The organism is Pseudomonas sp. R5(2019) (assembly GCF_009905435.1).
Taxonomy (GTDB): Bacteria; Pseudomonadota; Gammaproteobacteria; order Pseudomonadales; family Pseudomonadaceae; genus Aquipseudomonas.
In genome coordinates this window covers 138832-151585 of sequence record NZ_JAAAMT010000003.1, presented here as the reverse complement: position 1 = coordinate 151585, position 12754 = coordinate 138832, and the positions used below count along the sequence as shown (strand labels likewise).

The window sequence follows — 12754 nt, the reverse complement described above, 5'->3', positions numbered from 1 at the left end:
GGAAAAAAGAGCGGGAGTATAACGCGTCGGCGCAGGGCAGGTTTGTGTCGACGACCAATAGTCCACACTTCTGGTTGCAATCCTGTTGCTCTACCCAAAGCGCAAAGCCAGTGGAACGTTGGTCGGTCAGGTGCAAAGAGTCGTCAGAGAGCCAAATCAGCAATAAAAAAAGGCGTCCAGAGGACCAATGCCGGTCAGTTAAGGCGCAGAACATGTGGGAGCGGATTTATCCGCGAATGAATATGACGCGCAATGCCTGAAAAAACGCGGTGCGCTCATTCGCGGATAAATCCGCTCCCACAGAGTCTATGCCTTAACTGACCGGCATTAGTCCAGAGGACGCCTTTCAGGGCATTCATGAGGAGTAGTCGCAGCGATTCTTTAGCTCCTGGCCTTACGGTCGTGGGTTCAGAATCCGGCAATCATGCTTGCCGTCACTACTTCAGAGAAACCAGCTTTCTCTGCTGCCGAATATGCGGGGGGACAAAACACTGGTGCCCAAGCCCGACGAATGCGCAATTGCAGACCTCAAGCCAGAGGTTAACAACCGCTACACATCTATTCAACGACGAGTTGAGTCGCTTCTGGGCTCGCTGGTGGCGTACCACACTTATTGCCCGGCCTGTGCATTCCAGTGTCCCCCACGCCCCGGCTTGGTTAGAATCTCCCCTTCGCCGCGAGTGAGTACCTATGTCCCAAGAGCTTTCCTCCGATCAGATCCAGCAGGCCTTGCAGGGCATCAGTGTGCCGCCCCAACCGCAGATCATGGTGGATCTGCAGATGGAGCAGTATCTGCCGGACCCGGATCTCGGGGTGATTGCCCGTCTGATCGCTCAGGACCCGGGCCTGTCCGGCGCGCTGTTGAAGATCGTCAACTCGCCCCATTACGGGTTGTGCAACAAGATCACCTCGATCCAGCGCGCGGTGAACCTGCTCGGCAGTCGCTCGGTGATCAACCTGATCAACGCCCAGTCGATCAAGGGCCAGATGAGCGATGAGACCATCGTTACCCTCAACCGCTTCTGGGACACCGCCCAGGATGTGGCCATCACCTGCCTGACCCTGGCCAAGCGGCTCGGCATGCCGTCGGTCGATGAGGCCTACGCGCTGGGCCTGTTCCACGACTGCGGTGTGCCGCTGATGCTCAAGCGCTTTCCCGAGTACATGAGTGTGCTGGAGGACGCCTACGCGTCGGCCGGGCCCGGGCAGCGGGTGGTCGATACCGAGAATCAGGTGTTCAACACCAACCACGCGGTGGTGGGCTATTACACGGCCAGGTCTTGGCGCCTGCCGGAGCATTTGTGCGACGCGATTGCCAATCACCACAACGCGTTGGCGGTGTTCAGCGAGCAATCCAGCCGCAATGCGCCGGTGAAGAACCTGCTGTCGATCTTGAAGATGTCCGAACATATCTGTGCCTCGTACCGGGTGCTCGGCAACCAGTACCAGGACCACGAGTGGCACAGCATCAGCGACCTGGTGCTGGACTATGTCGGGCTCTCGGAGTACGACTTTCAGAATCACAAGGACAATATTCGCGAACTCGGTATCCGTTGACCATGCCTGAATTACCCGAAGTCGAAACCACCCGCCGGGGCATTGCGCCGTATCTTGAGGGGCAGCGCGTCACCCGCGTGATCGTCCGTGACCGGCGCCTGCGCTGGCCGATCCCGGAAGACCTCGATGTGCGCCTGTCCGGGCAGAAGATCGTCAGCGTCGAGCGGCGGGCCAAGTATCTGTTGATCAACGCCGAGGTCGGTACCTTGATCAGCCACTTGGGCATGTCGGGCAACTTGCGGCTGGTCGAGGTGGGGCTGGCGCCGCTCAAGCATGAACATGTGGACATCGAACTGGAGTCCGGCCTGGCCCTGCGCTACACCGACCCGCGCCGCTTCGGGGCGATGCTCTGGAGCCTTGCGCCGTTGCAGCACGAGCTGCTGCTGCGACTGGGGCCAGAGCCGTTGACCGACCTGTTCGACGGCGAGCGGTTGTTTCAGCTGTCGCGGCGCAAGGTCATGGCGATCAAGCCGTTCATCATGGACAACGCGGTGGTGGTCGGGGTTGGCAACATCTACGCCACCGAAGCCCTGTTTGCCGCCGGTATCGACCCGCGTCGGGAGGCGGGGAGTATTTCGCGCGGCCGTTATGTGAAGCTGGCCATCGAGATCAAACGCATCCTGGCCATGGCGATCGAATGCGGAGGTACGACGTTGCGCGACTTTATCGGCGGTGATGGCCAACCGGGTTATTTCCAGCAAGAGCTGTTTGTGTACGGGCGCGGCGGCGAGCTGTGCAAGGTGTGCGGCACCACCTTGCGCGAGATTCGCCTGGGCCAGCGCGCCAGCGTGTTCTGCCCGCGCTGCCAGTCCTGAGCCGCGTTGTAGACACATTCAGTAGCGCCGGTGGTCAATCATTGACCTGACAAGCCGGCGAGCGCTGATATAGTTCATGGCATGTTCAGCAGAAGGACCGTGCCATGAACCCGCTTCGCCTGCTCTCCCTCGCCGTGGCCCTGAGCCTGACCGTACTGGTCGCGTCCGCCCAGGCCGATGTCGCCGAGCACACCGGCAGCGGCGATCCCGCCTACAAGATTCAAAACCCACCTGCGTTTGCCATGTTCGGCGACCTGATCATCGCGCGGCCCTTGCTGATAGCGGCCACGGTGATCGGTACGGCTGCGTTTGTGGTGGCGCTGCCGTTCACGGTGGCGGGCGGCAATGTCGGCGCCAGTGGCGAGGCGCTGGTGCTGGACCCGGCCCGCGCGGCGTTCGTGCGCTGCCTGGGCTGCACCGAGAACGGCTACCGGCAAAGCGCTTATTGAGCGGGTGTAAACACCTCTGAAACACCCAGCCCGCGCGGGTCGCTGGCTGCCTCGACGGTACCGGCGGCCTTGTCCCAGAACAGTACCTGTTGATTGCCGTAGGGGCGCCCGGTCGACTTGAGGCGGTAGCCACGCTGCTCCAGCGCACGCATCTGCTCAGCCGTGAACGCGCCGGGCTCGTACTCGACCACATCAGGCAGGTATTGGTGGTGGTAGCGCGGCACCGCCGGCCAGGTGCTCACTGGCTGGCCATCGAAATATTCCAGCACCGACAACAACACCATGCTTGGAATCCGGCTGCCGCCCGGCGTGCCGAACGCGGTGAACTGGCCGGGGCTTTCAATAAAGGTCGGGCTCATGCTCGACAGCGGCCGCTTGCCGGCCGCCACCGCATTGGCCTGGCTACCTGCCAGGCCGTAACTGTTGCTGCCATTCGGGTCGGCGGCAAAGTCATCCATTTCATTGTTCAACACCACACCCGTGCCCGGCACGCTGAAGGCCGCGCCAAACGGCAGGTTGACCGACAGGGTCGCGGCCACGGCGTTGCCCTGGCTGTCGAGAATGGCGAAGTGGGTGGTGTGGTCGCCTTCTCGCCACGCCGGTGCAGGCGGCAGCTTGGCACTGGGTGTGGCCTCGTGGACGTCAATGCCATCGGCCAAGCGGGCCAGGTAGTGGCGGTCGAGCAACTGCGGGAGGGGGTTGCTGACATGATCGGGATCGCCGAGCAGGCTCCGGTCATGGTAGGCCCGGCGCAGCGCTTCCAGCACATAGTGGCTGCGCTGGACCTTATCGGCCTGTTGCCAGGGCAGGCGTTGCAGCATGGCCAGGCTCTGCGCCAGCGCGACACCACCGGCCGAGGGTGGCGGGGCGCTGATCAGCTCGCGGCGGTCCGCGAGGGCGTAGCGCAACGGTTTACGCTGGGCGATGCGGTACTGGCTCAGGTCGTCCAGTGTCCACAGGCCTCCGGCATCGCGCACGCCCTTGACCAGCGCCCGAGCGGTATCGCCGCCATAAAAGCCCTTGAAGCCTTGATCCGCCAAACGCTGCAGCGTGATGCCCAGTTCCGGTTGGTGGATGACTGCATTCAGCGCGGGCACTTCACCCTGTCGCAGAAACAGCCGGGCGCTCTCGTCGTCGTCGCGCAGGGCTGACAAGCGCATCGTCGCCCGGTCGCGGTACACACGGTCAATGGCAAAGCCTTGGTTGGCCAGGCGAATGGCTGGCGCCAGGGAGCTTTTCAGCGGCAAATTACCGAAGTCTTCGGCCAGCTCGACCAGTGCAGCGGGCAGCCCCGGAATGGCTGCAGCCAGCGGGCCATTGATCGACAGCCCCGGCACCACCTTGCCATCACGAAGGTACATGCCAGGGCTGGCGGCCATGGGCGCACGTTCGCGGGCATCGAGGAAGCGGTAACGGGCCGGCTCGCCGTGTTCACGCAGCAGGAAAAAACCGCCACCGCCCAAGCCCGAGCCATAAGGCTCGACCACTGCCAGGGCGGCGCTGACGGTCACGGCTGCATCGAAGGCATTGCCACCCTGTTCGAGAATTTCCCGACCAGCGGCGGTCGCCTGCGGGTGCGGGCTGGCGATCGCGGCTTGGCCAGGCGGTGTTTGCGCCTGGGCGAGAGTGATGCTCAGCAGCAACAGGCCGCCGAGTATCAGAGAGGGAAAACGCGACATCTGGTGCATGAACCTCCTGTAGGAGCAGAGCTTGCTCGCGATGAGGGCGCTGCGGTCTGTCCGTTGAATCGCAGCGCCTACCTCGCGAGCGAGCTCTGCTCCTACAGGGGTCAGGCTTTACCGGTGATCTTGCGGTATTTTTCCATCAGCTGTTCTTGGGTTTCCGGGTGGGCTTCATCCAGCGGGATGCAGTCGACCGGGCAGACCTGCTGGCACTGCGGCTCGTCATAGTGGCCCACGCACTGGGTGCACAGGTTGGGGTCGATCACGTAGATCTCTTCGCCCTGGGAGATAGCGGCGTTCGGGCACTCAGGTTCGCAGACGTCGCAGTTGATGCAATCGTCGGTAATGATCAGGGACATGGGGACTCCGGCCGGGACTGTCGACCCCGGCATATGAAAACCAATGGGCGTAATTGTGCCGCATTAACGCCCGCAGTGCACGCGGGCGCGGTTTTCACATCATCACTTCTTGAATCGCTGGGAGAGCGCTTCGGCGACGATCGGGTGGACGAACTTGGCGATATCGCCGCCTAGCGCGGCGATTTCCCGGACCAGCGTCGAGGAAATGTAGGAATAACGTTCCGAAGGCGTCAGGAACAGGCTTTCGACTTCGGGCGCCAATTGCCGGTTCATGTTGGCCAGCTGGAATTCATATTCGAAGTCGGAGACAGCACGCAGGCCGCGCAGAAAGATATTGGCATTCTGCTCCTTGGCGAAATTCGCGAGCAGCGACGCAAAGCCGACCACTTCGACATTGGGCAGGTGCTTGGTCACTTCGCGGGCCAGCTCAACACGCTGTTCCAGGGGGAACAACGGGTTTTTCTTGGGGCTGGCAGCCACGGCAATGATCACATGGTCGAACAGCCGAGAGGCGCGCTCGACCAGATCGCCATGGCCCCTGGTAATAGGGTCGAAGGTACCTGGGTACAACACTCGGTTCATCGCGTCGTCCTGGCGGGAGTCCGTTGGGGATTCGGATGGTATCGCAGCCTTGGCGGTCGGCCAAGTCGGCAGAGCAGGCAAAACGCACTATAGACAGCATCCGGGGCGCTTGGCAAAGGCCTCGCCACCGCTGGGCGAGCGGTTGGGGGGCATGGTCTCGTGCCCGCTCAGCGAATGAACCGACGACAGGGGAGGAGGAATTTATAGAGCCTATACTCTAACAATCGCCGCGCAGCATGAATTTGCGCAAACAGCGGTTTACATCCGCCGGGTGATAAACCGTAAGATGGAGAAACAAAATCAAGTTCATGTTCTGGAATCGGTCATGGCCCCGCGAATAAAGACCCGCGAGCGCATTGTGCAGCACAGCCTCGAACTGTTTAACCAGCAGGGCGAGCGCAGCATCAGTACCAACCACATCGCGGCGCACATGGAGATTTCGCCCGGCAATCTCTATTACCACTTCGCCAACAAGCAGGCGATTATCGCGCTGCTGTTCACCGAGTATGAACAGTTGGTGGACGGTTTTCTGCGCCCACCTCAAGGGCGGGCCGCGACGGTCGATGACAAGCGCTTCTACCTCAAGGAGTTGCTGGCGGCGATGTGGAACTATCGGTTCCTGCACCGCGACCTCGAGCACCTGCTCGACAGCGACCCGGAACTGGCTGAGCGCTACCGGCGCTTTTCCCAGCGCTGCCTGATTCAGGGGCAGGCCATCTACCGCGGCTTTGTCGACGCCGGCATTCTCCAGATGGATGCCGTGCAGATCGAGTCGCTGACCCTCAATGCCTGGATCATCCTCACCTCATGGGTGCGGTTTCTCTGCACCACGCGGGAAAATTCCGCATTCCTGAGCGAAGAAGCCTTCAAGCGTGGGGTCTATCAGGTGTTGATGCTGGAACTGGGTTTCGTCACACCGCAGGCCCGGGCCGCGGTCAACGCTTTATGTGAAGAGTTTTGCGTCCCGCTGAACCAGGCCCTGGAGCAGCAAGGCTGACGGTCCTGAAGATTCAGCGTTCATCGAATGTCACTTGAACTGGAGCCTGCCATGCCCATTGCGCAACTGATCAGTCCCCAACAACTGGCCGCTCGTCTGGAGCAGCCGGGGTTGGTTATTCTCGATTGTCGTTTTGCCCTGGAAGATGTCGATTACGGCCAGCGCAGCTATGCGGAGGGCCACATTGCCAACGCGCATTTTGCCGACCTTGAACGCGACCTCAGCGGCCCGGTGGTCAAGGGCGTGACCGGGCGGCATCCGCTGCCGGTGCCGGGGCATCTGATCGAGCGCCTGCAGGCCTGGGGCATCGACAACAGCAGTGAAGTGGTGCTGTATGACGACGGCCCTGGCGCCTTTGCCGCTCGTGCCTGGTGGTTGTTGGCCTGGCTGGGCAAGCGCGACGGTGTTTACCTGCTCGACGGCGGCCTCAAGGCCTGGCACGCAGCCGGGCTGCCCTTGAGCCTGGATGCGCCACCAAGCAAGGTTGGACACTTCAGTGGCAAGCCGGACTCGGCGCTGGTGGTGTCTGCCCAGCAATTGCAGAAGCGGCTGGGCCAGCCTGAACTGACCCTGCTCGATGCTCGTGGCCAGCCACGCTTTCGCGGTGAGGTCGAGCCGATCGACCCGGTGGCCGGGCATATTCCTGGCGCGCAATGCGCGGCGTTTACCGACAACCTGGGCGCGGATGGGCGGTTCTTGTCGGCCGCCGAGCTCAAGCAGCGGTTTGCTGATGCCCTGGGCGAGCGTTCGGCAGAGGATCTGGTGGCGTATTGCGGGTCAGGGGTGACGGCCTGTCACAACCTGTTTGCCTTGTGCCTGGCGGGGTATCCGCTGGCGCCGCTGTATGCGGGGTCGTGGAGCGAGTGGATCACCGATTCATCGCGTGGGGTGGCCAAGGGGGATTGAGGGTTAGGGTGAGGGTCGCGGTTGCACATTGGCCTCCCGATAAACCCCCGGGCTCACCCCATACACCTTCTTGAACTGCCGATTCAGATGACTCTGGTCGGCAAACCCCAATCGCGTCGCCACTTCCAGTGGCAAACATCCTTGCCCCAACAACCCGCGTGCATGGGCGATACGCTGCTGCATCAGCCAACCGTGTGGCGGCATGCCGGTGGCGCGGCGAAATACCCGGGCGAAATGAAAAGGTGACAGGTTCACGGCACTCGCCAATTGCTCCAGCGACGGCGGCTCGGCCAATTGTGCCTGCATCAACTCCTTGGCCCGTGCCACGGCCTGGGGTTCGCGGCCAGGTTCTGACGGTGCACTCACCTTGGCATGGCGATGCAACAAGGCCAGCATCATCTCCCGCCATTGGGTCTGCTGTTCCAGGGCTGTGGCCGGGCTTTCGAGCAGGCGGTGGAGCTGGTAAAAGCCGTTGACCAGGTCCGGGTCGCGGTACAGCGTCGCGCCAAAGGCGGGGCGCTCGTGCGTCGGTAACTCAAGCTCTTCCAGCAGGCTGTTGATACGCCAGTTCTCGGGATAAAACGCCCGATACAGCCAGCCTGCCTCGTGGCCCTTGTGGCCGGTGTGCACTTCTTCAGGGTTGATCAGCACCAGGGTGCCGGTGGGTGCCAGATGGTCCGCACCGCGATAGCGGTAACGTTGGGCGCCGCCGATGATCATGCCAATCACATAGCCCTCATGCATATGCGGCACGAAACGCTGGTCAATATAGCGGGCAGCCAGCAACTCGACGCCGTCGAGCGGCGGCGCCTGCCAGAACCTGACCGACTCGCGTTCAGCAGTCGCCATCAGTGACCTGCCTCAAGCCACTGGGGGATGCGCCGTTCAAGGTAATAGCCGGGGTTTTTCAATGAGCCGTCGACAAAGCCGACGTGACCGCCCCGTGCGTGCACCTCCAGTGTGGTGCTGGGCGTAAGCTCGTTGGCGGTGGGCAAGCTGTGGGGAAACACGAACGGGTCGTCCTTGGCATGAATGATCAGGGTTGGCGTCTTGTTTTCGCCGAGAAAATAACGGCTGGAGGCGCGTTTGTAATAGTCATGGGCATCACGGAAGCCGTTCAGCGGCGCGGTGACGCGCCCGTCAAAATCCCAGAACGTCTTGAGATTGGTCAACGGGCCGAGACGGTCAATGGCTGCCAGGCCGTCCTTATGCCCTTCATGCGCAAAGCGTTTTTGCTTGTCTTTGAGGTACGCCATCATGGCGCGGATGAAATGCGCCTGATAGAACCGCGAGAAGCCCATTGCGATGCGGTCGGCACATTGATCCAGCCGGAACGGCACCGACACCGCGACGGCGCCCTGCAACTGGCTGTTCGAGCCGCTTTCCCCCAGGTGCTTGAGCAGTATATTGCCACCCAGTGAGTAACCCACCGCATACAGGGGAGCCTGCGGTCGCTGGGCACGGACGTGGGCGATGGTGGCTGCCAGGTCTTCGCTGGCGCCGGAGTGATAGCTGCGCGGCAACAGGTTTGGCTCACCTGAACAGCCGCGCCAGTTCACCGCCGCACTGGCCCAGCCGCGATGAGCCAGTGCCTGCTGCAAGCCGAGCACATAAGGTGAGGAGGAGGAGCCGGTCAAGCCGTGCAGCACCAGTACCAACGGCGCGTCGATCTGGTGCGGACCATGCCAGTCCAGGTCAAGAAAATCGCCATCGGCCAGCCACAGGCGTTCGCGATGACGCTCAAGGCTGGGTATCTTGCGCCACAGTGGCCCCCAGAGGGTTTGCAGATGGGGGTTGGCGAGGCCCAGGGCCGGGCGGAAAGAGTGGGGAGACGGGGGCATGGACACGATGAATCCTCTGGCAGCGTTGATACGTTGCCACAAGGTCGCGTCCCTGTATGCCCCTTTACTGTGCAATATGCCCTGTGGCTTGGCACATTCAGTGGTGCGATCTCAGTCGCGTTTCCATAGCGCGTAATACACCTGGCCGGCTTTTTTCTCCCGGTGCAGGCGCCAGTTGGCGGGCATCGGCAAGGTCGAAGGAACAGTCTCGCTCTCAGTGTAGACCCAGGCGTCCGCCGCCAGCCATTGCTGCTGTTCGAGCAGGTTGCAGGCGTCGGTCAGCAAGTTCTGGTGGAAGGGCGGGTCGAGAAACACCACGTCATAGGCAACGCTGGCCGGCGCCTGCAAGTAGCGCAGGGCGTCGGCTTGCTGGACCTGGCCATTGCTGCAGCGCAGGATCTCGAGGTTTTGCCGCAGGCTGCTGACCGCGGCCGGGTTGTTGTCCAGTGCCAGCGCCGAGGCGGCACCGCGGGACAGAGCCTCCAGATACAGCGCGCCACTGCCGGCAAAAACGTCCAGTACCTTGGCGCCTTCGATGTGTGCGGCCAGCCAGTTGAACAGGGTTTCCCGAACCCGATCCGGCGTTGGGCGCAAGCCCGGGCCATCGGGGAAGCTCAGGCGCCGGCTGCGCCACTCGCCGCCGATGATACGCAGCTGGCCCAGGCCGCCGTGGGCCTTGTTCGATTTTGCAGAGGGGCTTGCCATTAGTGCTCCGGTACGCCGAGTGGTTGGTCGGCGGGTTTTTCAGTCGGTGGCGGCAGTGGCTTTTGCGGCACCTGCGGGCCCGCCGTGACGACGACCATCTTGTCGGCCGTCAGGTGTTTGTTGAGAGCAGTACGAACCTGCTCGGTGGTCAGCGCCTGGGATTGCTCCATGAAGTCTTCCAGGAAGGTGAGTGGCAGGTTGTAGAAGCCGATGGAGCCCAGCTGGCCAACGATGCTGGAGTTGCTGGCGGTGGTGAGCGGGAAGCTGCCGGCCAGCTCACGCTTGGCATCGTTCAGCTCCTGCTGGGTCGGGCCGCTTTTGAGGTAGTCGCGTAGCAGGTCCTGCACCAGCTGCAGGGTGCCTTCGCTGAGTTCGGCGCGGGTTTGCAGGTTGATCATGAACGGGCCACGCGCCTGCATTGGGCTGAAATTCGAGTAGACGCCATAAGCCAGGCCGCGTTTTTCCCGCACTTCGCTCATCAGGCGAGTGCCGAAACTGCCACCGCCCAGGATCTGGTTACCCAGCGACAGTGCCGCGTAGTCCGGATCCTGGCGGTCGATGCCCAGCTGCGCAAGCATCAGGTGCGTCTGCTTGGACGGGAAGTCGATATGGCTCGGGCCAGGCTTGGGTTCTTCCGGCTGGGCGATTTTCGCCAGCGCCGGGCCCTTGGGTAGCGCGGCAGATACCTTGGCGGCAATGGCCTGGGCCTCGTCGCGAGACAAGTCACCGACCATGGCGATCACCACGTTGCCCGCAGCATAAGCGCGCTGATGGAAGGCCTGGAGCTGGGCCAGGGTGATGCCGGGAATGCTGGTTGCATCGCCATCGCTGGAATGCGCGTACGGATGCTCGCCGTACAACCGCTTGAACAGCTCAAGACCGGCCAGCTTGCCAGGGTTCTGCTTCTGATACTCGAAGCCGGCCAGCAGCTGGTTTTTGATCCGGTCCAGCGAATCGGCCGGGAAGGTCGGCTTGCCGACGACCTCGGCAAACAGGTTCAGGGCGGGTTCGCGCTTGTCGGCCGCACTCAGGCTGCGCAGCGAGGCAACCGCCATATCGCGGTAGGCGCCGTTGCCAAAATCGGCACCCAGGCCTTCGAAGCCTTCAGCGATGGCGCTGACGTCTTTGCCGGCCACGCCTTCATTGAGCATGGCGTTGGTCAGCGTGGCCAGGCCGGGGGCGCCCTGGTCCTGGCTGCTGCCGGCGGCGAAGGTCAGGCGCAGGTCGAACATCGGCAGCTCGTGGGCTTCGACGAACAGCACCTTGGCGCCTTCGGCGGTATTCCAGGTCTGGATTTCCAGGTGGCGACGGCTAGGCGCCTTGCCATCGAGCTCGGCCAGCGACTGCAAGGTGTTGGCCGGTTTGGCGGCCGCTGCAGCCGGTTGCGCGGCATTGTCGGACTGGACCGGGCGGGTGATGAACACGCCGGCCAGTACCAGCGCCAGAACGATGCCCAGCCCGGGCAGGGCGTAGCGGGGCAGTGTGCGCTTACTCATGCGCTGTTTCCTCTGGCAAGACGTGGGCGACGCTCAGGCGTTCGCGGCTGAAATAGGTGCGGGCGGCCTTCTGGATGTCGGCCGGGGTCACGCTTTTCAGTTCATCCAGTTCGCTGTCGATGAGTTTCCACGACAGGCCGACGGTTTCCAGCTGGCCGATGGTAGTGGCCTGGCTGCTGATCGAGTCGCGGTCGTAGACCAGCCCGGCAATGACCTGGGCGCGCACGCGCTCCAGTTCTTCAGCGGTTGGCGGGGTTTTCTTCAGTTCATCGAGCAATTGCCAGAAGCCTTTCTCGACGTCATCCAGGGATTTGTTCTTCTGCGTGTTCGGGGTGGCCGACAACATGAACAGACTGTCGCCACGGGTGAACGGGTTGTAACTCGACGAGGCGCCGGAGACCAGCTCCTGGCCGCGCTCCAGGCGGGTGGACATGCGCGCGCTGTAGCCACCGTCGAGCAAGGCGTCGATCAGGCGCAGGGTGTGAACGGTGCGCGGGTCCTTCGCAGTGGCAAGGCTGGGCACGTTGAAGCCGTAGATCACGTTCGGCAACTGGGTGCGCACGTGCAGGGTCAGCTGGCGCAGGCCAGGCTCGGCCAGTTCCAGCGGCAACTTGGTGGGCGGGATCGGGCGCTTGGCAATGGCACCGAAGTAGCGCTGGGCCATGACCTTCACTTCATCGGGTTTCACATCACCGACCACGACGAGGGTGGCATTGTTCGGCACATACCAGGACTGGTACCAATGGCGCAGCTCTTCGACCTGCATGCGGTCCAGGTCGGCCATCCAGCCAATGGTCGGGGTGTGGTAGCCGCTGGCCGGGTAGGCCATGGCCTTGAACAGCTCGAAGGCCTTGGCGTTCGGGTTGTCGTCGGTGCGCAGGCGGCGCTCTTCCTTGATGACTTCGATTTCGCGGCTGAACTCGTCGGCCGGCAGGCGCAGGCTGGCCATGCGGTCGGCTTCAAGCTCCATGGCCACGGCCAGGCGGTCGCGGGCCAGTACCTGGTAGTAAGCGGTGTAGTCGTCGCTGGTGAAGGCGTTTTCCTCGGCGCCCAGGTCGCGCAGGATACGCGAGGCTTCCCCTGGTCCGATTTTTTCACTGCCCTTGAACATCATGTGTTCCAGTGCGTGGGACAGGCCGGTCTGGCCTGGCGATTCGTAGCTGGAGCCGACCTTGTACCAGACCTGGGAAACCACCACCGGGGCGCGGTGGTCTTCGCGCACCACGACCTTGAGGCCGTTATCGAGGATGAATTCGTGGGTTGGCTGCGGATCGGCGGCAAAAGCGGCAAGCGGCAGGCAAAATGTGCTGAGCAGCAGGCCAGCGGCGCGGCGGGCTAGAGCATTCATTCGTTTTCAAACCTTCA

General features: G+C 62.6%; 13 protein-coding genes. 5 read left to right on the top strand and 8 right to left on the bottom strand.

Features of this window, described 5'->3' with window-relative positions; all coding sequences use genetic code 11:
* Window positions 1-744: 744 nt before the first annotated feature.
* The 3 genes from GUY40_RS03535 to GUY40_RS03525 all read left to right on the top strand — a co-directional run bounded on the left by GUY40_RS03535 (window position 745) and on the right by GUY40_RS03525 (window position 2821).
* Complete coding sequence (locus tag GUY40_RS03535) at window positions 745-1557, top strand: HDOD domain-containing protein (protein WP_166567661.1); 813 nt, start codon at window positions 745-747, stop codon at window positions 1555-1557.
* 2 nt (window positions 1558-1559) lie between these two features.
* Window positions 1560-2372, top strand: a complete 813-nt coding sequence (gene mutM / locus GUY40_RS03530) for a bifunctional DNA-formamidopyrimidine glycosylase/DNA-(apurinic or apyrimidinic site) lyase (RefSeq protein WP_166567560.1) — start codon at window positions 1560-1562, stop codon at window positions 2370-2372.
* A gap of 104 nt (window positions 2373-2476) precedes the next feature.
* Window positions 2477-2821, top strand: a complete 345-nt coding sequence (locus GUY40_RS03525; RefSeq protein ID WP_166567559.1) for a multidrug transporter — start codon at window positions 2477-2479, stop codon at window positions 2819-2821.
* On the opposite strand, the gene ggt is transcribed toward GUY40_RS03525, so the two are convergent.
* The 3 genes from ggt to coaD all read right to left on the bottom strand — a co-directional run bounded on the left by ggt (window position 2815) and on the right by coaD (window position 5444).
* Entirely contained in the window at window positions 2815-4509 is a 1695-nt protein-coding gene (ggt, locus tag GUY40_RS03520) for a gamma-glutamyltransferase (RefSeq protein ID WP_166567558.1), read from the bottom strand. The two genes, GUY40_RS03525 and ggt, sit on opposite strands and share 7 nt — an antisense overlap.
* 101 nt (window positions 4510-4610) lie before the next feature.
* On the bottom strand, window positions 4611-4862 hold the full coding sequence (locus GUY40_RS03515; RefSeq protein ID WP_003176712.1) for a YfhL family 4Fe-4S dicluster ferredoxin: 252 nt from the start codon (window positions 4860-4862) through the stop codon (window positions 4611-4613).
* Window positions 4863-4964: 102 nt separating this feature from the next.
* Window positions 4965-5444 carry a pantetheine-phosphate adenylyltransferase gene (gene coaD, locus GUY40_RS03510; RefSeq protein ID WP_166567557.1) on the bottom strand — a complete coding sequence of 160 codons (480 nt, stop codon included), beginning with the start codon at window positions 5442-5444 and terminating at the stop codon, window positions 4965-4967.
* Window positions 5445-5769: 325 nt separating this feature from the next.
* Between coaD and GUY40_RS03505 the strand changes: the two genes are divergently transcribed.
* Both GUY40_RS03505 and GUY40_RS03500 read left to right on the top strand, forming a co-directional pair.
* Window positions 5770-6441, top strand: a complete 672-nt coding sequence (locus GUY40_RS03505; RefSeq protein WP_166567556.1) for a TetR/AcrR family transcriptional regulator — start codon at window positions 5770-5772, stop codon at window positions 6439-6441.
* A 51-nt stretch (window positions 6442-6492) separates the two neighbouring features.
* On the top strand, window positions 6493-7347 hold the full coding sequence (locus GUY40_RS03500; RefSeq protein WP_166567555.1) for a sulfurtransferase: 855 nt from the start codon (window positions 6493-6495) through the stop codon (window positions 7345-7347).
* 3 nt (window positions 7348-7350) lie between these two features.
* On the opposite strand, the gene GUY40_RS03495 is transcribed toward GUY40_RS03500, so the two are convergent.
* From GUY40_RS03495 to GUY40_RS03475, 5 genes are all read right to left on the bottom strand, one after another.
* Window positions 7351-8196, bottom strand: coding sequence for an AraC family transcriptional regulator (locus tag GUY40_RS03495; RefSeq protein WP_166567554.1), 846 nt, complete (start codon window positions 8194-8196; stop codon window positions 7351-7353).
* Window positions 8196-9188 carry a hydrolase gene (locus GUY40_RS03490; RefSeq protein ID WP_166567553.1) on the bottom strand — a complete coding sequence of 331 codons (993 nt, stop codon included), beginning with the start codon at window positions 9186-9188 and terminating at the stop codon, window positions 8196-8198. The genes GUY40_RS03495 and GUY40_RS03490 overlap by 1 nt, the downstream gene beginning before the upstream one ends.
* Window positions 9189-9299: 111 nt before the next feature.
* Window positions 9300-9893, bottom strand: a complete 594-nt coding sequence (rsmD, locus tag GUY40_RS03485; RefSeq protein ID WP_166567552.1) for a 16S rRNA (guanine(966)-N(2))-methyltransferase RsmD — start codon at window positions 9891-9893, stop codon at window positions 9300-9302.
* Window positions 9893-11389: a pitrilysin family protein gene (locus GUY40_RS03480; protein ID WP_166567551.1), complete on the bottom strand. Its 1497-nt coding sequence runs from the start codon at window positions 11387-11389 to the stop codon at window positions 9893-9895. Before GUY40_RS03480 ends, rsmD begins: the two co-directional genes overlap by 1 nt.
* On the bottom strand, window positions 11382-12737 hold the full coding sequence (locus tag GUY40_RS03475; RefSeq protein ID WP_166567550.1) for a pitrilysin family protein: 1356 nt from the start codon (window positions 12735-12737) through the stop codon (window positions 11382-11384). Before GUY40_RS03475 ends, GUY40_RS03480 begins: the two co-directional genes overlap by 8 nt.
* Between the last annotated feature and the right edge of the window lie 17 nt (window positions 12738-12754).